We start from the raw sequence: 25,973 nt of genomic DNA, 5'->3' as shown, positions 1-25,973 counted from the left end.
TAATAAAAATCGTCCAAACAGGTCAAGGACAAAAGAAAAAAGACAGTTCTCACTGTCTTTTTTCAATCAATTATTTCACTTTCAACAGACCGACTTTGACGAGTCGCCGACCTGGATTTAAGATTTGCAAATCATCCTTCACCGCCTGCACCTGCTTTTGACTCAGCGAAGCGAGCAAGAGTGAATTTGGATCCTTCTGCAAGGCCACAACTAGGAGGCGTAAGTCATCCATTTCCAACCAGCGGTTGGCACGTGGCAAAACCGCAACTTCAGGCAAAGGAAGGCTCTGCTCGAAGAGGTCCTTTAGGTAATCCGGCGTTGCAACCAGGATGGACCGGTCTTCGCCAGAGGCCTGCCAGGCAGCCTTTTTCAAGGGAGCCGACAAGTCCTGACCATAAACCATATAGTCATCCCCGTATTTATTAGACAACTTGTAGTACCAGTGCTTAACAGAATTGAAGTCCTCGGCAACGAAAAGTAGGTGCTTCCGCCCAGCCTCAAAGGCCGCTTGAATCTGCTTATCCTCGTTTCGTTCAGCCGACAAGACCGTCTTCAACTTCAAATTCCGTTCGGCCTTCTTGACCTTCTCGCCAATTTCTGGCTGAGCGATTCCCCGTGGAACCGACTCCAAGAAAGTTCGGAGGCTTTCTGGGTAGAAGGACGAGATGGCGAGTAACTTGCTGACCTGCTTCAAGAAGTACTTCTGGTAAAAGACCTCTTCTTTCACCGCGAAAGTCAGGTTCTGCTGACCACGCTCATCATCAATCGTCCAGTATGTCTGATCAATGATCTCCTGATGAGCAGCCAACCAAGTTAACTTGGACCGTTGCTCGGTCAACGAGGTCACTAATAACTTGGTATGTAACTTCGTTTTAGCAGCGAGTTCACTAATGGCAATCAAACGGTCCAAAATGGCTTTGGCCGCCTTCAGTGCATCCTTCTCGGTTAAGTTCTGATCAATCTTTTGACAGGCCACCGACCAGTTATGCAAGTTGACCTGCCAAACACCCCGTCCCTTTGCGGGTAACTGGGCGGCTTGGTCAGCCAAACGGGCCACCTGGTCTTGGTAAAAGCCGAGTGGCAGGGTCAAGCCAATACTGTCTTGAATGGCCTGTTGAATGCCAACTGGTTTTTCCAAGATAACAGCCGGCTTTTCCTTCTGTCCTTGGACAGCCGTTAACTCCCGGCCCCAAGAGAAGAAAGTGTCGTAGGTTGCCAAAACAACGTCGGCCCCCTTTGCTTCTGCAAAAGCGTTTTGGAAGACTTCCGACTGTTCGTCGGCCGCTACCTCTGATAAATCAGGGTGGGAACGAATTCCACGTGGCAATTCAGCAAAAGCGGCCGTTGGGGTTTCTGACAACCAGACCAAAATCTGAGCCTGCCAGAAATTACCGCCCTTTTCACGGGCCCGCTTAATGGCTGAACGAAATTTACTATCATCCAGATAACCCGATGGCTGATAGAGAGAAACAAAGCGGAGGTCTTGCTCCGGCAGTCGTTCCGCCAACTTTTTCAACAGTTCCTTTTGGTGAACAATCAAAGACAAATCGTCCGTTAGTAACCAGTTTGTTTTACGACGCTTCGTGTAGAAGAGTGGCAGCAAATAAGAAACGGTTTTCTTCAATTGCGGACTTGTTTGCCAGATGGCCACTTCGTGTTTGGAGCTGTCAACGAAGGCCTTCACCCGGTTCATGACTTCGTTACGCTGCTTATCAATCTCCAAGTCACGTCCCAGCGCAGCGACTTTGTCAGAAATCGACACTGGGTAAGTCGCTACCTTTTCAACCGGTTTCTTATGTTCAAGAATACGGAAACGGCGCTGACTCTCTTTGCGCTTCTCAATCATCTGCTGGACCCGCTGGTTCAGCACTGGCGTTTCAAAAGTCCCCTTAGACTTCGAGGCCATCTTCAAGAAGTCCTGACTTTGACGTAGCAGGTTCCAGTCAACCGATAGAAGGGTCCGCTTCGTCTTCTCAGGTAAGGCCTGGGCCTTCTGCCAAATGGCTAACATCAAGTAGGCCGTGGCCTCGGCATCGGCGTTTGCTCGGTGAGCCTGCGTTAGTGGCAAATCCAAATAATGGGTCAAATCCGATAGACGGTAGCCCGGTGCCGTTGGGAAAAGAATCTGGGCTAACTGAACCGTATCGATCGCCTGCAAGTCTAGCTCTGGCAAGCCAACTCGTGCAAACTCGGCGTTCAAGTAAGGCAAATCAAAGTTCACGTTATGCGCAACAAAAACCTGTCCCTGCAAAAGTGCCTGTAAGGATGGTGCCAATTCCTCAAAAAAGGGAGCATCCCGCACATCTGCAGGTGAGATATGAGTCAGCTGCTGAATCTTTTTATCGATTGGTTGGGCTGGATTAACAAAGGAGTCAAAGTGCTCAACGATTTTTTTATTTTTAACAAAAGTCATCCCGATTTGGATAATGCGCCCACCGTTTTCAACGGATGGTGAAGTTGTCTCCAAATCAACGATAACAAAGGCGGCTGATTCTTTCATCAGGACTCCTTTCAATACTCGTTAGGCCTTAATATCCACTAGATATTACGAAATTAAATCGAAATCTTCTAATTTAGATAAAAAGGACCGTTCGATGCCATTTTACACTACTTAGACCTGTGCGGTACAATATGTTTATTAATTGGAGTCTTTAATATGAAAAATCATAATATCGGAACCGGGCGTTCACACGCCAAGGCCATCCTTATCGGGGATCACGCAGTTGTCTACAATCAGCCAGCTGTGGCCATCCCCCTTTTAAATCTAGAAGTTTCCGCTACCTTTCAAAGCCTTGAAAAGGGCCAAACGTTAATTTTAGCCGGTCAAGCAATCGAGCTCTCCGAGCTAGGCGCTGATCTAGAAGGTATCCGTCAGCTCATTGTTGCTCTCTTGGCAGACAGGAACCTCAGTGAAAACGGTTTTCTACTTGAAATCGAATCCATCATTCCACAGGAACGTGGCTTTGGTGCCTCGGCTGCCTTAGCAACCGCCATTACCCGTGCCTTCTTCGACTGGCAGGACCTGCCACTCAGTGATGACCAGTTGGCCCACTATACTTCACTGGCTGAAAACATCTCACACGGCTCTCCTTCTGGCATCGATGCCGCCACTGTTTCAGCCGAAGAACCCGTTTGGTTCCAAGACAAAGTCTGCTCGACTTTTGAAACTGACTTGGACGCCACTTTGGTGCTAGCAGACACTGGCGTGCGCGGACAAACGGTACGTGCTGTTAACATCGTCCGTGAGCAACTTAAGATTAATTACGATGCTTCTTGGTCTGCTATCGAACATTTAGGTAAGTTAGCTTATGCCGTGAAGGAAGCCCTTGCTGAAAACGACCCAGTGACACTGGGTCAGCTCTTTACCTCAGCCCACCAGGACCTCCAGGCCTTACAGGTCTCCCATCCAAAATTGGATAAGCTCGTGAATGCTGCCATTGATGCCGGTGCACTCGGTGCTAAACTAACTGGTTCCGGTATCGGCGGAGCAATGTTAGCATTAGCAAGCAACGATGAAGAGGCCGTGCAAATTGCTGAAGCCCTTCAAAAGGCCGGCGCACAAGAAACTTGGATTCAACCGCTCTAAAGATTCAGCACTTTTCCACTACTTTTATAAAGCAAAAGGAGTTTTCCATGTCGGAAACAAAAGGTCAAACGGCAATTGCCCACACAAACATCGCCTTGATTAAATACTGGGGAAAAGCTGATCCAGTTTTGAATTTACCCACAACCTCATCGCTCTCCCTCACACTCGATGAATACTACACCAAGACTCGGGTGGAAGAGGCTGATGAAGACTCACTATTGATTAATGAACTGCCTCAAGACGGCAAGCGCGTTCACCAATTTCTAAACATCTTACGCGAAGAAATGGGCAACTTCCCACCCCTTCGTGTGATTTCAGAAAATAAAGTGCCACTCTCAGCTGGTTTGGCCTCCTCAGCCTCATCCTTTGCCGCTTTAACGGCTGCTGTTGCCAAGCACAACGGCTGGGACCTTTCATTGGAAGAGCTCTCCCGCCTAGCCCGTCGTGGTTCTGGTTCTGCCACCCGCTCCTTCTTCCCAGACTTTGCCATTTGGGATAAGGGACACGATGACAAGAGCTCATACGCCCACCACCTCGATGTACCAGACCTACCAATCGCACTGGTTGTCTGCCGCATTTCAGGTATGGTGAAGAAGGTTTCTTCCTCGGATGGTATGCAACGGGCTCAAACATCCCCTAACTACCAGGCCTGGGTCGATGAGTCAGCTAAGCAATTGGAAGATATGAAAGTCGCGCTGGCCAATGCCGACCTTGACCGTGTCGGCCAAATCGCCGAAAAAAACGCGCTGGCCATGCACGATTTAAACCTGACCGCAACGAAGCAACGCTTCACCTACTTCAACCAAAACACCATGAAGGTATTGAATGAAGTGAAGGCACTCCGTGCCAAAGGCTACATCGCCTACGCTACAATGGACGCTGGTCCAAACGTCAAAATCATTACCAATCGTGAACAGGCTGAAGCAATCAAGGAATACTTAGCAGAACGTTTCCGCAAGATTCAATTCGACATCGCAACTCCAGGACCAGGCATTTCCTATGAATAATTCTTTACACATCACCGTCCCCGGTAAACTCTTTTTAGCCGGAGAATACGCCGTTACCACACCAGGACAGCCCGCAATCATCGCAGCTGTTGACCGTGGCATGACGGTTGATATACATACTGATTCACCAGAATCGACGAATCAGATTATTTTACAATCTGATCAATACGAAGCCCCTTACCAAACCAATTGGAAGAAAGTGCAGGCCATTACAACGGCCGACCTAGCCACCGGCTCCTGGACTTTTATCCGGGCTGCTTTGGCCGTCTTTCATCAGGCACACCAAGAACTCTTCCTTGATGGTGAAAAACCTTTACCAACCGTCACCCTTTTAATTCGTTCAACCATGAAATCAAAAGAGGGAAAGTTGGGATTAGGCTCCTCAGCCGCTGTAACGGTGGCCATTATCAAGGCCCTTCACGCCAGCTTGTTAGAGGACAATAATCCATCAAGCGTCTTTAAAGAAGCCGCCTTCGCCCACTACCTTGTACAGGGGTCCGGTTCACTTGGCGACATTGCCACAGCTGCCTATGATCAATCGATCTGCTACCAGGCACCGGTCTGGTTAGCCGAAAAGAAGATTTGGCAAATTTCAGACTACAAAACCCTCGACTGGTCTGAAATGGCGGTGACACCACTAAATTGGCCAGCCGGTTGGACTTTTCAAATTGTTGCCAGTCGCCAGCCTGCTTCAACCCGTAAGGCCCTGGCAAAGACGACGGACTTGTCCGAATTACTTTCAGCCTCTAAAAAGGCCGTGGAAGCCGCTAAGTCAGCCATTCAGGCCGAAGACTACGATGGCTTTAAAAAAGCCTTAAAGGACAATCAGGAGGCCCTTGTTGAGGCTCTTCCTGATGACTACCAGACCGAAAAGCTTGCAACCTTCCTAGCGATTATTAAGCGTCTGGATTTAGCTGGAAAGATTTCAGGAGCCGGTTTCGGTGATAACGGCTTTGTCGTTGGAAACGATGAGCACAGTTTGCTCCCTGTAAAAACGGCCGCCCGTACGGCCGGCCTAAGCGTCATTGACCAAAATTAAGATGAGGAAAGACTGATGAACACACCCCAGTCCAATCGAAAAAACGAACACCTCTCGCTTGCCACTAAATTCTGGCGTGAGGGTGAAAACCCCCAAGTGGGCGCGACTTTTGATGATATCCGCTGGATTCCCGGAACACTCCGAGACATCTCACTAGAAGAAGTCCAAGCAGCCGTCCAAGTTTTCGACCATCACTTTGACTGGCCCTTCTACATTGAAGCCATGACAGGTGGCTCGGAATCAACGAAGCGAGTCAATGCGGACCTAGCTAGCACCGCTGCTAAAACCAACATTGCCATGGCCGTTGGTTCCCAGTCCGTTGCCTTGAAGGACCTGGCACAGGCCGATTCCTTCAAAATTGTTCGTGAAAAGAACCCCGACGGATTCCTAATTGCCAACCTTGGCGCCGACCACCCAATTGAAAACGTGCGGGCAGCCGTCGACATGATTGATGCCAATGCCATTGAATTGCACATCAACGTTGGCCAAGAACTGGCCATGGCCGAGGGTGACCGTTCTTTCTACTGGTTAGACAACTTGGCCACTATCATCGCCAAGTCCCCCGTTCCTGTCATCATCAAAGAAGTTGGCTTTGGTATGGGGACTGATTTGCTAAAGCAATTGGACGCTCTCCATCCAGCCGCGATTAACATTGGCGGTGGGAACGGCACCTCCTTTGCCCAAATCGAACAGGCCCGTGATCGAAAGCATGAAAACCCATTGGACTTATCCTCCTTTGGTCTTTCCACTGTTGAATCACTTCTCGCAGCTGAAAAAGTCGGAGTGAAAAGTCCGATTATTGCCACAGGCGGCATTCAATCGGCCAAGGATGTCACAACCGCACTCATGCTTGGGGCCAACGCTGTTTCTTCCGCAGGTCACTTTCTCGACACGCTCATGCGTGACGGACAGGCTGGTCTGCAGGCAGAAATCGAACTCTGGCAGCAACAGCTCCCCCTCTACATGACTTTGCTAGGAGCCAAAACGCCAGCTGAATTACGAGCAGCCAAGCGGCTTTATTCCGCAAATCTCAAAAACACAATGCAACAATTTTAAGCATAAAAAAAGGCGACTCAAAGCGAGTCGTCTTTTTATTTATCTTAGTAGGTCACTTCTTTGTTTAGATACTCATCGTTATCGTCCCAGTAAGAAACAGAATCCTTGGTTCCAGTCTCCTCTGAGCCCTTATGCCAGGCAAAGTCACCGTGCCAAATGGAACGCTTCTCTTTGTCCATGGCTTGGATTTGCTTCATTTCTTCGTCTGATAATTCAAAATCATCAATTTGTGAGTTCGCAACGATGCGCTCCTCGTGGCTTGACTTTGGAATGGTAATCACACCCATTTGATAGTCAAAACGCAAGATGACTTGAGCAGCTGTCTTGCCATGTTTATCCGCAATGGCCTGAACGGTTGGGTCAGACAAGGCCTCCCCACCACCAAGTGGTGACCAGGCTTCCATTGCAACACCTAAACCGTTCATCTTAGTTAATAAGTGCTTTTCTTGGATCAAGGGATTGAATTCCATTTGGTTAACCTGTGGCATCAAGCCATCCAACCTTTCGATGTCTGCCAAGTTGGCCTCATCGAAATTTGAAACACCGATGGCACGAACCTTACCATCATGGTAAAGCTTTTCAAGCGCCTTCCAAGTGTCCAGGTACTTACCATCAACAGGCCAGTGAATCAGCAACAAATCCACGTAGGTCAAACGCAAACGCTTCAACTGCTCTTTAAAGTTTTCCAGTGTTGAAACATAGCCCTGATCACCGTTAAAAATCTTTGTTGTAATAAAGAGGTCCTTACGGTTTAAGTGGTTCTCCACCAAAGCTTGTTGGATACCATAACCAACTCCGGCTTCGTTTCCATACTGCTTAGCCGTATCAATCAAACGATAACCATGCTTAACCGCTGCTCGAACTGAATCAGCAGCCTGCTGGTTCGATGACTTCCAAACACCAAGACCAAAGACTGGCATTTCGACACCATTCGATAGCTTAGTTGTCTTCTGCAAAATTGTTTCTGCCATGAATTGCCTCCTTTATTTCTTCATCACCATTGTAGAACAGACAGCCCGGTAATTTCAAACGGCGGTCATTCATGGAATCACCTCAAGTTAGTGTAAAAAAGGCAATAAAAAAAGCCCGCTTACGCGAGCTCCCCGACAGGTATCTGTAGGCCATGTTTTGTTCCAGTTAGCAGTGGGGACCACTAACCTTCAGTAATCATCTATCTAAGCATTAAAGCCATACCGAACATCATTTCAATTCACTAGTTCAGCCGCCCCTACCAAAGTTTGGGTTGCCCGCTTGTGGGGTTTACCTCGTCTCAAATTCTAAACTTTCATCTAGAAATACGTTTCTATGGCACCTTCAGACCTATTCAGACATAGCAAAGCCTTAGTCTTTTCAGTCGCCGTCGTACAAAGTACGCCTGGGTTTATTTCTTATCCCAGCACAAACACTACACTCATCGCAGAGTGTGCGAGCATGGACCTTCCTCACACCGGATAACCGATGCGCAATTACTCAATACCTGCCAAAAGCCAAAAGGCCTTCAACATATTTTATCAGATTTTACCAAATTAAGCTTGGTGATCTGTACCGAACACGGCACGTTCCAAGTTAGCCACACGCTTGATCAAATCAAGGTTCGTTGGCACTTCTTCCTTTGGTTCAGCAGCTGGTGCTTCTTCAACGACTGTTTCAGCCGTTTGCACAGGCGCTTCGGCACGTGGAGCAGTTGCTTCATTTGCCAATTCGTTTTGTGCTGCCTGCAAAGCGTTTTGCAACTGACCAACTTGGTCTTGCAATTCCTTAATGCGCTTTGTGAAAACCCCGTAATCAGAGATGATACCATCAAGGAAATCATCAACATCTTCAGGATCGTAACCCACGCCCATACGCTTTTGCTTAAAGACGCGATCGTAGATATCTTTTTGTGTATATTTAACTTGTGCCAAAAGATTCACTCCTTTGAATTCATTCTTCGAATTACATTTATCATACCAGTATAAAAGCACTAGGGCAATACTTCGCCCCACTTTGGATGACTTTATTATTCCCAACTAAGATTAAATGAGTCCTAAAAATTGACAAATTTTAACTATTCCAACGGGCCTCGTTCATCATCTCCTGATAATCATTGGCATATTCCTGCAAATCTTCCATATCCATACGGCTCAGCGGGTAAGGTGCTTTGCTCTGAAAAGTTTCAATCGCCTTATCATCATAAGCAGACTTACCTTCAAAATCCTTGTCGTATACCAACAGTGCGCCATCCGAATGATTCAAGATAAAATCCTGGTAGCCCTGCAGCTGGAAGGGCCCCTGGTAGTCGCCCTTATAGGTAGCAGCGTAAAAGTCCGCCTGACTCTTTGCCTTTGCCAGCATAGCCTGATTACCCTCTTTCCAATTTTTACCAAAACCTTCAAAGGGAACAAAAACCGCTAGTTTTAATTCTGGATAATCAGCTTTCAAATCTTCTACTAAATCCGCAGCCCATAACTCAATGCCCGGCTGTCCCCCGGTAATCAACCAGTCCATTCCCTGCTCAATTTGCTCAATCAAGCGCTGCTTTAAGGCGTACTTGATGACTTTTACTTTGGGGTCGTTGTCCTTAAAGACGCCTAATTCATAGGAACGGTAGCCCGTGACCCAAATCCGGCTCATGATGGTAGCTCCTGCCCACCATCATCTCCACCATTTTTTTGCGAGCGGGGACGGTCCGAACGTTTACCAGATAGTAGGTCCGCCAGATAATCATCCACCGCTTTCAGGTAGTCCAAGGAAGGTGTCAGACTAGGCTTCACTAAGTAGGAATCAGCGACCAGATCGTCATAGGAAATGGACTTGTGCCCCTCCAAACGCTGCCAGGCAGCCACCAATTCTGGTGCCGGATACAGGTAGGTTTCGTCCAGGGTTGTGAATTTAATAAGAAGAAAACCGACGCCACCCTGGGAAACGATGTTAGCCAGGTGGTTGACCTGGTGCTCGTGGATGTTTTTCATAGGAAAGGAAGTTTTGTTTTTCGTTTCCTTGGCGTCAAAGTCTAGGTAACGGCCCTGATAGACACCGTTATAATCCGTAGTAGAAGGCTTTTGGAAGTAAGCTTCCGTGATTTTAGCAGCTGAACGGGCTGGGTAATCCACTTTCACGATGGTAACGGGCGTTGGCTTTTTATAAATAACGGCTAAATGGTCAGCCAAGTAGTAGTCATTAGCTGCGTTAATTTCGTCTTCCAGCCCCATCCCACGCTTACCAAAAACCAGACCGCGCTGAGTTTTCTTACCAGCCCTTAATTGATTGGATACGGATGATCGACCGTGCGAAACACCCTTTGGATAGTTCACCATCTCGTCCTCCAAAAGATTTTTTTCTTCCTATATTTTAGCACAGGAGCGAATCCTGCCAAAAATAAGAGACAGTTTTATGAGAAAAGTGTTGACATTTTCTAATAATACTTTAATATAGTGCCTATAATAATAAATTAGGAAGGAAAGTTGCCCCATGACTAAACTCACAGCCGAAGAGTTAGATTTTGATAATCTTGACTTTTCGTACAAAGACCTTCCCTACCGCTATCAAGCTGAATACCATAATGGTGCTTGGGAGCCAGGGAAACTAATTACTGATTCCAATATTACGCTATCGGAAGCGGCCGTTGTCTTGCACTATGGTCAGGAAGTCTTCGAAGGTTTGAAGGCTTACCGTCGAAAGGACGGTGGCATTAACTTGTTCCGACCTGATCGAAATGCCAAGCGAATGCGCGAATCAGCCGAACGACTCTTGATGGCCGGTTACCCAGTACCCGACTTTATCGAAGCCGCAAAGGCAGTCGTAAAAGCCAACCAGGACTTTGTCCCACCATACGAATCAGGAGGTTCGCTCTACTTGCGTCCCATGTTGATTGCGACCACACCAATGGTTGGCGTGAAGCCCGGTAAGGACTTCATCTTCCGCATCTATGCAACACCAGTTGGTGCCTACTACCCTGGTGGCATGAAGCCAACCGCCTTTGTGACTTCAGAATTCGACCGTGCTGCCCACGGTGGTACTGGTCAAGCCAAGGTCGGTGGAAACTACGCGGCTTCCCTCCTTCCTGGAGAAGAAGCACACCGCGCCGGTTTCTCAGACGTTGTCTACTTGGACCCACGTCAACACCAATACATTGAAGAGTTAGGCTCAGCCAACTTCTTCGGAATCACAAAAGACGGTCAGTTCAAGACGCCTAAGTCCCCTTCAATCTTGCCTTCAATCACGAAGTTCTCCTTGATTGACTTGGCCAAGGAAATGGGCATGAACCCCGTTGAAACACCAATCAGCATTGATGAATTAGACGAATTTGCTGAAGCTGGTGCCATGGGAACAGCCGCTGTTATTTCACCGGTTGGCTCCATTACCCACCAAGCTAAGAAGCACGTCTTCTACTCTGAAACAGAAGTTGGTCCTAAGACCAAGGCCTTGTACGACCGCTTGATTGGTATTCAATACGGCGATCAAACCGGTCCTACTGGCTGGGTAGTCGATGTCCCACTCGACTAAACAAATCTCTCATAAAGATAAGTACTCATAAAGAAGCACACTCTCATACAGAAATTCTCTCATAAGAATAATGGCTCCGAAGGAATGTACAACAAAGGAGATGATGCCTGTCATTCACATTAGCATCAATCAGTACGATATCAACCAATCCAATTAGAAAAGTCCCGCTGGCAACTAGCCAGCGGGACTTTTTGATGAAAATTATTTGATTACTTTGACAAGTCAACAAACTTTGACAAAGCGAAGATAACAATACCACCAACGACAAGAGAAACAAATTCTCCTGGCACAAGTGAAATGTAATATGACAACCAGTTGGCCCAGATTGACCCAGCATGGTCAGGGGCAAAAGAACCTGCCGCATTGATGGCAAAGGCAAAGGTGAATTCTGCCGCCAAGATGGCCATACCAACAGTCAAAACAGAAACCGTTGAAATCACAATCTTCAACAATGGTGAGGCAATCTTGCGGGTCAAGTAGTAAGTCAACCCAGTCATGATGACCGTGTCCAAGGTTCCAAAGACCCAGTCAATCCAGCCCATTGGTGAGACCAAGTTGGCAATTAAGACACCCAGTGACAAAGCGACAACATAGCGCTTGTTCCAGGCGGCCAAGTGGTTCAACCCTTCGGACAATCGCAGCTGGACAGGTCCAAATCCGATTGGGGCCACCATCATCGTGATGGCGGCGTAAAGGGCAGCCACAACGGCTGTTAACGTCAAGTTCTGCGTCCGTGATACGGTACGCTTATCCATGTTATTCATAAATACTCCTAGTTTTGTTTACGCGGGATGGTAGACGAACCGCGAAAAGGTTTTTGGCCTCAATCAGACTTTCACCTGACACGAACCATAATAAAATCCGACCGGAGTCGGATTATTAAAAAATACTGATTTAGTTTTCGTCCATGAAGTCCTTCAAGTGCTTTGAACGACTTGGGTGGCGGAGCTTGCGCAAGGCCTTGGCTTCAATCTGACGAATACGTTCACGGGTAACACCGAAGACACGTCCCACTTCTTCCAAAGTACGAGTACGACCATCTTCCAAACCGAAGCGCAAACGCAAAACGTTTTCTTCACGGTCCGTCAAGGTGTCTAGAACTGATTCCAATTGGTCACGAAGCATTTCGTAAGCCGCTGAATCAGCAGGTGAAATGGCTTCGTTATCTTCGATGAAGTCACCAAGGTGTGAGTCATCCTCTTCACCGATTGGCGTTTCCAATGAAACAGGTTCTTGAGCAATCTTCAAGATTTCACGAATCTTGTCACCGGTCAAATCCATTTCAGCCCCAATTTCTTCAGGCAATGGTTCACGACCAAGGTCCTGAAGCAACTGACGTTGGATACGGATCAACTTGTTGATTGTTTCAACCATGTGAACAGGTACTCGAATGGTACGAGCCTGGTCGGCAATGGCACGTGTAATCGCCTGACGAATCCACCAGGTTGCATAAGTTGAGAACTTAAATCCCTTCGTGTAATCAAACTTATCAACGGCCTTCATCAAGCCCATGTTTCCTTCTTGAATCAAATCCAAGAACTGCATCCCACGGCCAACGTAACGCTTAGCGATTGAAACTACCAAACGGAGGTTGGCTTCCGCCAATTCCTGCTTAGCTTCTTCATCACCGGCTTCAATACGTTTTGAAATCTCGATTTCTTCGTCACCCTTCAACAAAGGAACCTTACCGATTTCCTTCAAGTACATACGAACGGGATCGTTAATCTTGATACCAGTAGCTGCATCCGCCGCTTCACGTTCCTCTTCTGAAGGCTTGTTTTGCTTGGCCTTCAAAACTTCAGGTGCTGGTTCACCCTTTTCATCAACGATGGCGATACCGGCATCTTCCACCTTTTCCATCAAACGTTCGATGTTTTCAGTGTCCAAACGGAATGGTTCAGCAATTTTCTTTGACAAATCAGCATAAACGATTTGCTTAGCTGGCTTGTATTCCTTCAAGAGTTCACGAACAGCCTTGTCATAGGCCTTTGACTTGATAGGTCCAGACTTCTTTGCTGGCTTCTTTGCTGGTTCCTTGGCAGCAATTTCAGCCGCTTCTTCCGGCGTCTTACCTTCAGCCAAAGCTAACAATTCGGCCTTACGTGCACGGCCATGATAAGCAATGTGGTTTTCATCTAAGTAAGCTTTAATATCTGCAATTTTACTTGAGCTTGTAATCTTTGCCATTTTTTCTCCTATTGCTGAAAGTGTTCTTTTTTCAGATTGATGAGTTCTGTCATTAGTGAAATCAACGCGGCATCATCGTGCTGATTCTTCGCCTGAGCAATTTTTTGCTGAAGTGTGGCAACCTGACTCTCGTATGGGGCAACGTTAATGATTACCTGCAGGTAATCTTTTGCTGCATCCATCTGAGCCTCTAGTGTACCAAACTCACGGTCAATCGCCATCATTTTTTGGTTTAACTCGGGCTTTTGAACATAGTCCATAAAGGCCGCTAAATCAAAATCACTGGCACCCTGCTCCTGGCTGAATGCTTCGTAGAGCAAAAGCAGCAGTTGGTACTCGGGATGAACGAAAGAAAAGTTCGGCTGCTGCTGAACGTAGTCCCGAATGGCCGGTGATTTGATCATCGCCATCAAGAGACCCTGCTCCGCCTTTTCAACCCGTGAGATTTTCGGTTTCGGCGCATCCTGCCAGTTTGGTTCGACCGTACGGCTAGTAAAGTCGTTCCGGCCAGCCAAGGGATCAATGTCTGGAATATAAGAATCATCCCAACCATTGTCAGCAGAATAACCTGACGCGGGTGGCTGCTGACCTTTTGAATTCGCACCCGCCTGTGGACCGTTTGGATGCTGGTTCTTGTAATCGGAAAACTCCGACTGCAAGGCTTCCAAAGAAGAGCCGTAATCTTCGGCAATCTTCTTCAAGAAGTAATCTTGCTCCACCGCAGTGGCCGAAGTTAAAATCGGCCAAACCTCTTTCAAGAAGTCCAGGTACTGTGCTTGGTTTTGCAGGTTCTTATCCTGCTTCGCCGCGTTAATCAGATACTCAGTCGGCGTCTGTGTAGACTGTTCCAGCGCCTGTTTCAAGGCAGGTAGTCCCAATTCACGGCGGACCTCATCGGGGTCCCGATTATCAGCTAACGAGATAACGCCAATTTCCACTTGTGGCGCTACGGAACGAATCAGAGGAATCGACCGCTTAGCCGCCTTCTGACCCGGCGCATCCCCGTCGTATACCAGGGTAATCTTGTCGGTTAGCTTAGCCAAAGTCTTAACGTGGTCTTCGGTCAAGGCCGTTCCCATTGTCGCAACGGCCCCACCCGCACCGGCCATGGCTGCTGAAATCACATCCATGAATCCTTCAAAAATCATCGCAGGCTGGCCGGAACGAATGTTACCCTTCGCCAAATCCAAGTTATAGAGAAGCTTTCCCTTATTAAAGAAAGGCGATTCCGGTGAATTCATATACTTGGCCGGATTATCGGGATCCAGTGAACGGCCTGAGAATCCAAGCACCTGTCCACGATCACTTTTAATCGGCCATACCACTCGGTTATTAAAGCGGTCACGAACAAGTTCACCATCCCGATCGATGAAAAGTTCGGCCTCCGCCATGACTTTTTCATCAATGTTATGCTCACGGGCGTATGAAAGTAAGACGTTATTGGAGGGCACAAAACCCAAACCATACTTCTTAATGGTTTCTTCGTCCAACTGTCGGTCATCCTTCAAATAGGACAAAGCCTGTTCACCGGCTGTTGTATTTAACAGAATGTGCGTATACAACTTCTGAGCAGCATTATAAAGTTCATAAATCTTTTGGAATTTTTCCTGCCGGGCAGACGGCTGACCCTGATACTTTTCAATACCAGAAATCCCCTCGTCCTCCGCCAGTTTCAAGACGGCCTGTGGATAAGTGTAGCCTTCCTTTTCCATTAGGAACGAAAAGACCGTTCCAGAGCGACCACAGGAGAAGCAGTGGAAAACTTGCTTCTTATCGTCAACGAAGAAGGATGGTCGCCGGTCCTCGTGAAAGGGACAGGAGCCATTCCATTCTCGACCACGCTTCACTAACTGCGTGTACTGAGAGACCAAATCAACCAAATTGGTCTGCGAACGAACTTCATCAATGACTTGTTGCGGAATTCGTTCTGCCATGGCCCCTCCTTTCTATTTTAGGGCGCAAAATGGCCATAAAATCTGTCAAACATCTAGCTACTATTATACGGGAAAAGTCCGCCAACTGTCAAAGTATCGCAAGGAATTATTCAGCTGATATTCTAAAAAATTTGGCAGCATTCACACCCTTTTTGTCCAGTACGAAAAAAATGAAAGAGCGAACATCAATTACTTGATGTCCGCTCTTTTTTATATGATTTAAGAAAATTAAATAAAATGATGACAATGACGTTATCGGCATCCCCTTTTACATAAATTCACAAAATAATTTCCAAGCATTCTTTTCTTACTTTAAATTAATCTGCATAATTTATACTTTGCTAACATCCCACTATTAAAGCAGGTAAAGGTTAAATGAACATCATGTTTCATTTTCATTACAAATAGTCTATCATGAACCTACTAAATAAAAAGGAGACTTTGTTCATGACCAAACAAGTTAATCAAAAGCACTCCACCCTCACAAAAAAAATAATCAATGGTTCATTCATTTCCGCTACGTTAGCTGCCGGCATCTTTTTTACCAACACAAGTGACATCCAGGCAAACGCTGCTGAAACAAATACTAGCAGTAGCGCAACCCAAAGTAGCAATACACACACCATCTGCACCATTACCCCAAATGGCTATTACATCGGCAACGCTTTCTACAGCTACGGAACGAATGGCATTAACCTTCCTTCGAATGTTAAGCAGTTCGACTTTTACAGGACCTACACGCGTACCATCCGCTACGTCGATGCCGGTAGCAATACCGAAGTTGCCAAAACAGTTCAGCAGTCCGTTTCGCTGGTTCGCTGGGGTACCTACGACTACACAACCAATCAGATGCTGAACTGGGGAACTTATTCCGCAAGTAAAGACGGTAATCCAGTCGGAGACAGCATCCAATTTAACAAGCAAGATTCTCCCGATTTGACTAGCGAGGGACTCGAACTCACCGGAGCAAGCACTGTCGACGCCCTCCCCATTACCCCCTCTACTATCAGCTCCGATAACAGCAGCGATCCCGTCGTGACCGTTTATTACAAGCACAAGACACGTGCTGTGAACACAAGCGATAATGCCGTGACTCAAAAAGTCACCACCCGTCAGATTAATCTAGTCAATAGCACCGGCCAGGTTATCGGTCAGACAACCCAAAAAGTCACTTTCAACCGTAGCGCCCTTTACTACGACGAATATAGCAAGCAGGTCGTCTACTCCGACTGGGAAGCCAATGTTGGCACTGGTAGCGACTGGGCATCCTATGCCGTACCGACTTCAGTAACCTATGAAAATAACACTTACAGTGATCCTGATTTAACCACGATCGAAAAAGAGGTCGTCAATGCAGCTACAAGCGATAGCACCATCACGGTTACCTATCAAAAATCAGCAGCTTCTTCAGATTCTTCCAACTCGGACAAGGGATCCGATTCATCGAACAACGCATCCAACCAATCCAACAACACAGATTCAAACAGTGTGGCTACATCGTCCAATTCTTCTTCAAATGACTCAAAGCAGTCATCAGAGACAGCAAGGACAGATAGTACATCAACTGATAACAAAGCAAGTAAGCGCAACAAAAACACTGTCCTCCCAAGCACGGCAGCTAGCACAGAATCAACGAACTATTCTTTGATTATGCTAGCACTGGCCACTTCAGCAGTGTTGACAGTTACCTTCTTTACCCGCTCTTCAAAATAATAAAAAAGTCTCCTAACCAATCAATGGTTAGGAGACTTTTTATGTGATAACAGCTGATTAATCCTCACGGTTCTTCTTTAAGAAGAAGGCTGCTAGAGCAGAAACAACCGCAACGGTTACAATAACCGCACCGCCCTTTTTGACTTGCTTTGATGTCGCTGGTAGAACAGCGGCTAATCCAGAAGTATGATGGGCATTTGTAGCAGCAGAAGCATTACCAGCAGTAGCGCCCTTATCCGCAGCTGGCGCTGCAGGCGTTGGCTTTGTTGGTGTTGATGGTGTATCAGAACTTGGCGTTGGCGTGCCGTCCTTCTTATAGGTGACGGTCACATCCTGGTCTGTACTTGTCGTAACCGAATAAATCTTATCTTCTGTTGAGTAACCAGCAATTTCTGGTACCTTTTCAGCATCAAAAGTCGTCAACGACCAGTCACCCCAGGTCACATCCCCAGTTACTTCATTCTGACTACCAGCACGACTCACTCCCTGACTTTGAACCTCATCGTCCTTCAAGGGCTTACCGTTAACGTCAATAAAGTGGATTGTCCGCTTAATCGTCTTCTTATCAGTAACCGACTTCGTGGCAGCCTGATAAACAAAGGTTAACCCCTTGTTATCATTTTCTGAAGTCTTATCATAAGCATACTTATCAATCGTTGGTGCCGATTGATTATCGAACTTGGCCTCAGGCCAGTCCTGCCAGACGACCTCACCGGTTGCATCATTCTTCACACCCGTTCGTGTCAAAGTAACCGACTGCTTGGTCGCATCCTTGATGACCTTCCCGGCTTCATCAACGTAGCGGACTGGGCGGTCCACCGTCTTACTCTCCGTCACTGTCGAACTCTTGGCTTTATATACAAAAGTCAAACCATTCGTATCATCTTCCGACGTCTTCACGTAGTCATAGTTTGGCACATCAGGGTGTGTAAAAGCAGCATAACTTGGCGTTGACCAAGCACTCGTTGCCGTCTTCTGCTTGGTCACCAAGTCCTGGTCATAGCTCTGTGTGACTTCGGCGTCTTGATGGTCAGCTGTGCTATCTGGCACCTTAATTTGAGCACCATTTTCATCCACATACTTAATTGGTCGGCTGACCGTCTTCTTATCAACGCCATTGTCGTGCTTGTGCACCATGTGCAAGGTTTCATCCTTCACAGTTGTCGCATCAACGTCGATTGGTTGGCCATCGTTTGCAATCTTGTAATTAGCCAAAGCATCCATTGTTTCAGCCTTGAAACTGTTACTGCTTTCTTTCCAGTCGCCATATTGAGCGTCCCCCGTTACCTCGTCAATGTAACGAACATCACGGTGGTAGCTAATCTTTTGCTCTTCTGACTGAACAATCTTTTGGTTCTCGTCATCATCAACCCAGTTCAACGTTCGTGTCACTGACTTGTCGGTATCGAACTTTTCCCCATCGTTTGGCTGACGAGTCTTGTCATAATTAACCGTAATTGTTCGGACGTTATCAGCATCTTCGTCGGTACCTGCCTGATAAGCAGCAACCGCCTTACTTTCCTTAGGGTTCAAAACATAACCGTCAAAGTTAGGATTGTCGACTGCATCAAACTTACCCGATTGATTACTATAGTCACGAGAATCAACGACTTCATCGCCCGTTGTATTATCCAAATGGGCGTGAATTGTTTCCACAATCGTTGCCGTCTTTGTACCAAGTTCCTTACCATCAGAACCCTTATAGACAATCTTTTCGGTATGGGTCACCTCACGGGTGTATGGAGCAGCATCCTTCTTGTATGTCTTGATGTCTGCCTGTCCACCATCGGTGATCTCAAAGTTCCAATCATACTGTGAAACCCAGCGCGAGTTATCGCCAGCAAAGGAAGCAATTGTTAAGGTCTTACCAATTTCAGGGAATTCCATTTCGACCGAGACATTATCAAGATACAGGTTAAATGATGAGATTGAATCCGCATTTACCGTAAAAGTCTTGGTCTGGTCTATCTGAAGGTTATTAATAAAGTTACCTTGCTGCGTACTCTTTCGGACCACTGTGAAAAGAATCTTTCCATCAGTCTTTTGCCAATTTACGGTAATGGTTGAAGTAGCGGGCGCAAGATTACCAGTTGCTACTCGGTCCAACTTAAAGGAACCCTTGTCCTGTCCCTTATCTAACTGAACCTTCAACAAGGAGTTCGGCGTGATCTCCGACTGCTTCGTTACAGACTTTTGCTTTTCAACAAGCTGATCAAGTCCAGGATTAATCAAAGAAGTTTGCAAACCATTCTTTGCATCATAGGTTACCTTCTTACTCAAAGTAAAGGAACCTACGTGATTAACCCAATTTTCATTATAATTCCAATTCCCCTGCCAACCGACATAGCGCCAGCCATCGGCCGTGTTAACAAAGTCACCGGCATAGTCATCCGTTCCCTCATCAAGGTAGCCATGCTTGGGATTCTGATCTAAGTGGAAAATACCATTGGAATCAATGGTTCCAGTTGCATAGCCCACACGGTCAAATTTATCATTGCTTTTCAGCCCTTGAATACCAAAGGTAATCAAGGCTTGACCGTCCACCGTAATAACTTGTGGTGTTTCAATAATAGAATATGACCAGTCAGGGTCAATTGCTGCGATATCCATATCCGAATCCGCCGTTGCACGGTGCCACCAAGTTTGACCATCGTAAGATGTTAAGTTATACAGTTTGCCCTTCAATCCACCGGCAACGTTAATCTGTAACTGCGTACCATTAGCAGAGGTGCTAATATCTGGATCACGAAAATCAGCATTGGCATCGACGCCGGCATTTCCGGGAACGACCGCTGGCGTATCGAAAATTGGCTTAAACTGTTCGCCATTGTTCGAATAGGCCCACCACAAGCGCTGCTCATTGTTTTCGGTATTCATATCCGAAACTAATGCTAAGGTAGCGTTTTTCGAAATCGACCGGCCCTTCGAATCCGTTGTAAACCACTGACCGTTGTTAGCTTTTGTATTATTTTTAATCGTTGAGCCACCGACCGGAATTGCCCATGGTACACTCGTGTTTTGAGTAGGATCTAACTGGGAGTTTGCCTGTCCATCGATTGTAATTGAACCATTTGGAATGGCGACGTTGTTGAGACCAACTGGGTCCGATTCGTCATAGGCCGTAAAGGTCTTAAAGTCCGTTGTCTTAAAATGGTACCATTCCAAACCGTTGTTCGTTGGCGCCCAAAGTGTGTATCCCTCATAGTAATCGATATTGCCATTTGAATCATAGTGTGGCGTAATTGACTCGATATCGTTAATTTTTCCCTGAGGCGTTGTATAGTGGAAATTTTGCTGCCAGATGTTACCCGTAACAGCCGGGTTTTCTTTGGCAAACTTCGCATTGGGTGACAGGCTAGCTGACAGTCCCCTTGGCTGCGTTAAACGCAAAAAAGTGGCATTAACATTATTACTGCCAGTGTCAGCCTGCGCAAGCTGTGAACCACCCAGTCCAACCAGCAGTGCTGCTGTGACCGATGCGGATATCCAAATTTTTCCATTGAGTAATTGATTTGTATTGATTGGCATGTTTCATTCTTTCTACTTAGTTAATGTAAATAAAATCAATCAATTGATATGCGATAACAGTCGACAATAGTTTTTCTGGCTAAAAATGTATATTTTAAAATTGATAATAAATATTAAAGGAATATAAACGAATTATAACACCAATCATTGCAAAAGTAACATCTTTGTTACAAAATCGCATTAAAAATGCTCAAAAAACAATTTTAATTATTCGTAGACTTCATCAATACCTTGACAAGACTTTGTTAAAATAGCCTTGAGATAGAAAACTATCTCGAATAACTTGATTCAGTTGATTTAGCTAATCAAGTTCTCCTTTCTTTAATTTTTTCGCTTATGATTTGCTTAAATTGTAAGCATTACCTCCTTTCCAAGGCGAAGTTGTCAATCTGACAGCTTCGTTTTTGCATAAAAAAAGAGCTGAGAAACATCTCAGCTCTTATTATTAATTATCCCTTACCTTGGTTATTTTGATCACCATTGGCCTGCGCAACCTTAGCACTCTCAGACTTTATTTCTGAATCTTTCGTTGCAGATGACTGTTGCGAAATAGATGGCTTGTTAACCACCACCTCTGATTGGGTGTGCGAACTTTGTTGACCAAGAACAAAAGCAACCACGACAACCACGACAACAGCAATAAACAAACCGGTAATATAATATGCACGTTTACGAGATAAATGTTCTTTAATGACTTGCATGGAGTTATCCTCCCTTTAACTTAAGAATAGTCCCATATTAACCGATTTACAAGAACTTTTTTTGAAAAAAATTTCTCAAGTAAAGGCTTTTAACAATGAACTTATTCGCTTTAATCAAGCTTACAGTCACTCCTAATTCTGTGTAAGAAGGTAGATAACGATGAGCAAAAGAATAACAGAACCTAAAACTGTAATAAATATTCGACCACGTAAAATATCAGATAACTTCATGATGTATCACCCTTTACTATTCTGTACTTTAAAAAACATTATAGGCCTACTAAAACAAAAAAGCACAGCTCCTAAGAGTTGTGCTTTTTTGATTAAATAATTATTCCCACTCAACAGTTGCAGGTGGCTTAGCCGTAATGTCGTAGACGACGCGGTTAATGTGATCCACTTCGTTGACGATACGTGATGAAACCTTTTGCAAAAGGTCCCATGGCAAGCGGGCAAAGTCGGCCGTCATTCCATCGATTGACGTAATGGCACGGATGGCAATCGTGTACTCGTAAGTACGGAAGTCACCCATGACACCAACGGACTTATTGTTTGTCAAAACCGTAAAGTACTGCCAAACAGAGTCTTCCAAGCCAGCCTTGGCGATTTCGTCACGGAGAATCCAGTCGGATTCACGGACGATTTCAAGACGGTCTTCGGTGATGGCACCCATCACACGGATTCCAAGACCAGGTCCTGGGAATGGCTGACGCCATACCAAGGCGTGGTCCATATTCAACTGCTCACCCAATTCACGGACTTCATCCTTGAACAAAGTGTTCAAAGGTTCAATCAACTTGAATTGCATGTCTTCAGGCAATCCACCAACGTTGTGGTGAGACTTGATTGTCTGAGCAGTATCGGTACCTGATTCAATGACATCGGTGTACAAAGTACCCTGAGCCAAGTAATCGATACCCTTCAACTTCGTTGCTTCATCGTTGAAGACTTCGATGAATTCATTACCAATAATCTTACGCTTCTGTTCTGGGTCAGAAATACCATCCAACTTAGACAAGAAACGATCTTGCGCGTCGACCTTAATGATGTGCAAGCCGAACTTACCACCAAGCATTTCCATTACCTGGTCCGCTTCGTTCTTACGAAGCAAACCGTGATCAACGAAGATACAAGTCAACTGGTCACCGATGGCCTTTTGCAAAAGCACACCAACAACAGATGAATCAACACCACCAGAGAGACCGAGAAGAACCTTCTTGTCCCCTACTTCGGCACGAATCTTTTCGATTTGTTCATCAATAAAGCCGGCCATTGACCATGATGGGTCAGCCTTGGCAATGTTCAAAACAAAGTTCCTGATAATTTCCTTACCGTGTTCTGAAAGCGTTGTTTCAGAGTGGAACTGCACACCGTAGATACCAGCGTCATCGTTGGCGATGGCAGCAATTGGCGTCTTTGCAGTTGATGCAGCCACTGTGAAGCCTTCTGGCAACTGTGTCACGTTATCAGAGTGTGACATCAAGACGATTTGCTTTTCAGGTGTGTTGGCAAACAACTTTGAAGGTGCTTCCAAGGTGATTTCAGTTTGACCGAATTCACCGTTACCTGGGTTAGCTTCGACTTTTCCGCCCAAGTGCCAAGCAATCAATTGCATACCGTAGCAGACACCAAGAATTGGAATACCCAATTCAAAGATTTCTGGATCAATTGAGTAAGCGTCGTCATCATAAACGGACTTAGGACCACCCGACAGGATAATTGCCTTTGGGTTGTATTCCTTAATCTCGTCAACCGTCATCTTGTTTGACTTCAGTTCTGAATAGACACCCAATTCGCGGACACGGCGAGTAATCAATTGGTTGTACTGTGACCCATAGTCCAGTACTAAGATTTTGTCATTTGAAATGGCCATCTTTTAATCTCTTTCCTGTTCAACGTAGTTAGGAGCTTTTTTCGTAATTTCAACATCGTGTGGATGTGATTCTTTCAAACCGTTATCGGTGATTTGAACGAATTGAGCGTCGGCCTTCAATTGGGCAACGTCGTGTGAACCTGTGTAACCCATACCGGCACGCAAACCACCATCGATTTGGAAGATAGCGTCAGCTGGTACGTCTTCCTTTGCTAAGTAATCCGATACCATAACAACGTCAGCACCAGCAGCGATTGCCTTTACGACATCCCCAGAATAGTGGATCCCCCCCTGTGCGATAACAGCTGTTTGGCTACCGTCCAATGCTTCGGCCAAAGTCATAACCGTCGTCAAGAATGGGTAGTGTGCATTATCAGGCCATGCTGAATCAACGGAACGTCCGGCGATGATACCGTCGGCCCCTGCTTCAGCAATTTGCTTAGCAGTTTCTGGCTTTTCAACCGTTCCAACAATCAAAGTAACAGCATCGATGGTGGCCTTAATCGTTTGAATCGTATCGATGGTTTCTTGATCAACAGCCTTTGGCAGGTAAAGCACGATGGCCTTCACACCGGCATCCAACAAAGCGTTAATCCGGTCGAAGTAGTCCTCTGTCAACCAAACTTCCGCTGCGATTGCTGCTTCGTCATCAACAGCAAGGGCTTCCTTGACCAATTCCACTTGGCCGTCAGTGTCTTCCGTAAATGGAATAACACCCAAGCCACCAGACTTCGCCATGTCAACGGCAACAGCAACCGAACGCTTATCCGTCAAATCAGCAGCCATCAATGGGTTGGTCAAATCGGTCCAGCCAATCTTGCTATCAAGGACAACCTTGTGAGGCAAAACGTTTGAAGCGGCTGGTACGAGCAATGTTTCGTCATAGCCCAATCCGTGCTGTGCCAAATCAGCTGCATCCGCAACAAGCGCTGATTGGTAATCAAAAGTCGTTGTCGTCTTCTTAATTGAAGAAGCGTGGGCAATGGCTTCAAGAACCGTGTGCGCACCCATCTTGGCAAAGCCATCTGTTAAGTGAGTCAAGATTGGCTGCAAGATGTCGTTTAGTTCACCCTTGTAAGCAACGCGGGCTTCGATACCTTCTGGCACCATTTTCTTGGCTTCGTTGACTTCTCCTTGGAAGTAACGGTCCTTTGAACCGTTTTCCATGGCAGCAATTGAGCCCATTCCACGGTAGAACTTGAACTTCTTACCGTTTTCTTCAAAGACTTCACCGGGTGTTTCCATTGTTCCGGAGAACATGGAGCCAAGCATAACGGCGTTTCCACCCATGGTGATGGCCTTCAAAATATCATTGGCTGTCTTAGCACCACCATCGGCGATGATGGCCTTACCGCGGCGCTTTGCTTCCTTAGCAGCGTCACGAACAGCTGACAACTGTGGTACACCGATACCGGCAACCACACGAGTTGTACAGATTGAACCAGGGCCGATTCCGACTTTGGCAACGTCGGCACCAGCATCGTAAAGAGCTGCAGCACCAGATTCAGTCGCGATGTTTCCAGCGATAATGTTCAACTTTGGAAAGGCAGCGCGCACTTCTGAAACCTTACGGAGAACTCCTTCAGAGTGACCGTGAGCAGAATCAAGAATGATGGCATCAACGCCAGCATCAACCATGGCCTTCGCGCGATCAACAGTATCGTTAGTTACACCAACGGCACCGGCAACCAATAGGCGTCCCTGTGCATCAACGGCAGCGTTTGGCGTCTTCATCAAATCAACGGGGGCGTTCTTCACCTTCGCAACTTCTTCGGCTTGGGCTGCAATGGTCATATTCTTGTGAATAACACCAAGGCCACCGAATTCAGCCAACTTAGTGGCGAACTTCGCCTCTGTCACCGTATCCATTGCGGCTGACAAGAGAGGAATGTTCAACTTCAAGCTAGGCGTCAACTCTGTTTGGAGTGAAACGTCAGCGGGCTTAATTGACTGGCTATCATCGTAAGACATTGCCATGTCATCAAAAGTCAATCCCATTGGGACAAACTTATTCTTCATATCAAAAGCTGCCATGATTCTCCTTCAATCATCTATATCGATAGAAAAAGGCACTCTGCAGTCTCGTGTCCAGATCCGCAGAATGCCCCCTTAAAAAGCGAAACATTCACGGATAGTCACGACTTTGGGGGCGCGGTAGAGACTGCTGGCCATTTTCCAGCGATATATCTGTAAATTTTCTTGAATTGTTATGCTTTATTATACAAAATGCAAACCCTATCCGCAAGTTGAATCCAGTCGACTAGATCAGGTTTTCAAGCCCTTGCCTTTTCTCTCATTTTATTTTAATATTTAGGTAAGAAGACGTTCAGCAATTAACAAGAGGTATAACCCCATGAAAGCTTTTGAAACAACCACCGGTAGAGTCCAGCTACTTCCTGCTCAAGCAAAGTACGCTGCAGGCATTTACCAAAAGATTGTCGAAAGTCGTTCCGACCTGGAAAACTTTTTACCATGGGCTAAAGAATTAACCTTAAAGGATGAAAAGGACTTCTTATACCGGGAGAAAGACCGCGAATTTGAAGGTCATCCCCTCGTCTTCATTATCATGGTTAATGGTCTCCCCTCCGGAATGATTGACTTCCACGAGGTCAACGAAGAGGAGCGAACAGCTGCCCTCGGTTACTGGCTGGCTTCCGAATTTCATAACCAGGGAATTACTTCCCTAGCCGTTGATCAAATGTTGGTCTACGCTTTTAAAAATCTGGACTTCCGATCCACCTTCTTAGAGATTAACCAAGAAAACAAAGCGAGTCAGCGAGTGGCTGAAAAAAACGGCTTTAGCCCGGCCGGTCGCAAGCAGAATATGATGCTCTTCGAACGCAAACGATAAACTGAATAAAAAA

The 25,973-nt window shown here is 46.3% G+C and carries 19 protein-coding genes, 1 other RNA gene, 1 pseudogene and 1 riboswitch; of the genes and pseudogenes, 7 read left to right on the top strand and 14 right to left on the bottom strand.

What is annotated here, in order from left to right:
* Positions 1-70: 70 nt before the first annotated feature.
* Positions 71-2,500: an exonuclease domain-containing protein gene (locus BMZ93_RS01300; RefSeq protein WP_091501402.1), complete on the bottom strand. Its 2,430-nt coding sequence runs from the start codon at positions 2,498-2,500 to the stop codon at positions 71-73.
* Positions 2,501-2,656: 156 nt separating this feature from the next.
* Between BMZ93_RS01300 and mvk the strand changes: the two genes are divergently transcribed.
* The 4 genes from mvk to fni are packed head-to-tail and all read left to right on the top strand — an operon-like array spanning position 2,657 to position 6,688.
* Positions 2,657-3,586, top strand: a complete 930-nt coding sequence (mvk, locus tag BMZ93_RS01295) for a mevalonate kinase (protein ID WP_091501401.1) — start codon at positions 2,657-2,659, stop codon at positions 3,584-3,586.
* 47 nt (positions 3,587-3,633) lie between these two features.
* Entirely contained in the window at positions 3,634-4,593 is a 960-nt protein-coding gene (gene mvaD, locus BMZ93_RS01290) for a diphosphomevalonate decarboxylase (protein ID WP_091501399.1), read from the top strand.
* Complete coding sequence (locus tag BMZ93_RS01285) at positions 4,586-5,632, top strand: mevalonate kinase family protein (protein ID WP_091501398.1); 1,047 nt, start codon at positions 4,586-4,588, stop codon at positions 5,630-5,632. Before mvaD ends, BMZ93_RS01285 begins: the two co-directional genes overlap by 8 nt.
* A gap of 12 nt (positions 5,633-5,644) precedes the next feature.
* A complete protein-coding gene (gene fni / locus BMZ93_RS01280; RefSeq protein WP_091501396.1) occupies positions 5,645-6,688 on the top strand; it encodes a type 2 isopentenyl-diphosphate Delta-isomerase in 1,044 nt (347 codons plus the stop codon).
* 44 nt (positions 6,689-6,732) lie between these two features.
* Here fni and BMZ93_RS01275 read toward each other — a convergent pair whose 3' ends face one another.
* The 5 genes from BMZ93_RS01275 to recU all read right to left on the bottom strand — a co-directional run bounded on the left by BMZ93_RS01275 (position 6,733) and on the right by recU (position 9,984).
* Positions 6,733-7,659 (bottom strand): aldo/keto reductase, encoded by a 927-nt coding sequence (locus BMZ93_RS01275; protein WP_091501394.1) that lies wholly within the window; start codon positions 7,657-7,659, stop codon positions 6,733-6,735.
* 141 nt (positions 7,660-7,800) lie between these two features.
* Positions 7,801-8,166: RNase P RNA component class B (gene rnpB, locus BMZ93_RS01270), an RNA gene on the bottom strand.
* A gap of 48 nt (positions 8,167-8,214) precedes the next feature.
* The gene (locus BMZ93_RS01265) at positions 8,215-8,592 is read right to left on the bottom strand and encodes a cell division regulator GpsB (protein ID WP_091501393.1); all 378 of its coding nucleotides are present in this window, start codon (positions 8,590-8,592) and stop codon (positions 8,215-8,217) included.
* A gap of 139 nt (positions 8,593-8,731) precedes the next feature.
* Positions 8,732-9,301, bottom strand: coding sequence for an SLOG family protein (locus tag BMZ93_RS01260; protein ID WP_091501391.1), 570 nt, complete (start codon positions 9,299-9,301; stop codon positions 8,732-8,734).
* The gene (gene recU, locus BMZ93_RS01255) at positions 9,298-9,984 is read right to left on the bottom strand and encodes a Holliday junction resolvase RecU (protein ID WP_091501389.1); all 687 of its coding nucleotides are present in this window, start codon (positions 9,982-9,984) and stop codon (positions 9,298-9,300) included. Before recU ends, BMZ93_RS01260 begins: the two co-directional genes overlap by 4 nt.
* Before the next feature lie 154 nt (positions 9,985-10,138).
* On the opposite strand from recU, the gene BMZ93_RS01250 reads away from it, so the two are divergent.
* Entirely contained in the window at positions 10,139-11,173 is a 1,035-nt protein-coding gene (locus BMZ93_RS01250) for a branched-chain amino acid aminotransferase (protein WP_091501387.1), read from the top strand.
* A gap of 209 nt (positions 11,174-11,382) precedes the next feature.
* On the opposite strand, the gene BMZ93_RS01245 is transcribed toward BMZ93_RS01250, so the two are convergent.
* The 3 genes from BMZ93_RS01245 to dnaG form a co-directional block, all read right to left on the bottom strand.
* Positions 11,383-11,937 (bottom strand): QueT transporter family protein, encoded by a 555-nt coding sequence (locus BMZ93_RS01245; RefSeq protein WP_091501385.1) that lies wholly within the window; start codon positions 11,935-11,937, stop codon positions 11,383-11,385.
* A 130-nt stretch (positions 11,938-12,067) separates the two neighbouring features.
* Positions 12,068-13,360, bottom strand: a complete 1,293-nt coding sequence (gene rpoD / locus BMZ93_RS01240) for an RNA polymerase sigma factor RpoD (RefSeq protein ID WP_200769352.1) — start codon at positions 13,358-13,360, stop codon at positions 12,068-12,070.
* Positions 13,361-13,368: 8 nt separating this feature from the next.
* Positions 13,369-15,294 (bottom strand): DNA primase, encoded by a 1,926-nt coding sequence (gene dnaG / locus BMZ93_RS01235; protein WP_091501382.1) that lies wholly within the window; start codon positions 15,292-15,294, stop codon positions 13,369-13,371.
* Between the two features lie 447 nt (positions 15,295-15,741).
* Here dnaG and BMZ93_RS01230 point away from each other — a divergent pair, with 447 nt between their 5' ends.
* The gene (locus BMZ93_RS01230; RefSeq protein ID WP_091501379.1) at positions 15,742-17,007 is read left to right on the top strand and encodes a mucin-binding protein; all 1,266 of its coding nucleotides are present in this window, start codon (positions 15,742-15,744) and stop codon (positions 17,005-17,007) included.
* A 57-nt stretch (positions 17,008-17,064) separates the two neighbouring features.
* Here the strand turns inward: BMZ93_RS01230 and BMZ93_RS01225 are convergent, their stop codons facing one another.
* The 5 genes and pseudogenes from BMZ93_RS01225 to guaB all read right to left on the bottom strand — a co-directional run.
* Positions 17,065-20,535 (bottom strand): mucin-binding protein, encoded by a 3,471-nt coding sequence (locus BMZ93_RS01225; protein WP_091501377.1) that lies wholly within the window; start codon positions 20,533-20,535, stop codon positions 17,065-17,067.
* Between the two features lie 449 nt (positions 20,536-20,984).
* Positions 20,985-21,236 carry a hypothetical protein gene (locus BMZ93_RS01220; protein ID WP_091501376.1) on the bottom strand — a complete coding sequence of 84 codons (252 nt, stop codon included), beginning with the start codon at positions 21,234-21,236 and terminating at the stop codon, positions 20,985-20,987.
* A 331-nt stretch (positions 21,237-21,567) separates the two neighbouring features.
* A complete protein-coding gene (gene guaA / locus BMZ93_RS01215; protein WP_091501374.1) occupies positions 21,568-23,109 on the bottom strand; it encodes a glutamine-hydrolyzing GMP synthase in 1,542 nt (513 codons plus the stop codon).
* A 3-nt stretch (positions 23,110-23,112) separates the two neighbouring features.
* Complete coding sequence (locus BMZ93_RS06650; protein ID WP_244269336.1) at positions 23,113-24,120, bottom strand: IMP dehydrogenase; 1,008 nt, start codon at positions 24,118-24,120, stop codon at positions 23,113-23,115.
* Positions 24,105-25,143: pseudogene (gene guaB, locus BMZ93_RS06645) on the bottom strand (IMP dehydrogenase); the annotation flags it as partial. The gene BMZ93_RS06650 and the pseudogene guaB, both read right to left, overlap by 16 nt.
* Before the next feature lie 78 nt (positions 25,144-25,221).
* A riboswitch (purine riboswitch) is annotated at positions 25,222-25,318 on the bottom strand.
* A 144-nt stretch (positions 25,319-25,462) separates the two neighbouring features.
* Here guaB and BMZ93_RS01205 point away from each other — a divergent pair.
* On the top strand, positions 25,463-25,960 hold the full coding sequence (locus tag BMZ93_RS01205; RefSeq protein ID WP_091501372.1) for a GNAT family N-acetyltransferase: 498 nt from the start codon (positions 25,463-25,465) through the stop codon (positions 25,958-25,960).
* Positions 25,961-25,973: the final 13 nt, after the last annotated feature.

The organism is Fructobacillus durionis, assembly GCF_900112405.1.
GTDB classification, from domain to species: domain Bacteria; phylum Bacillota; class Bacilli; order Lactobacillales; family Lactobacillaceae; genus Fructobacillus; species Fructobacillus durionis.
This window is presented reverse-complemented; position numbering and strand designations above follow the sequence as displayed.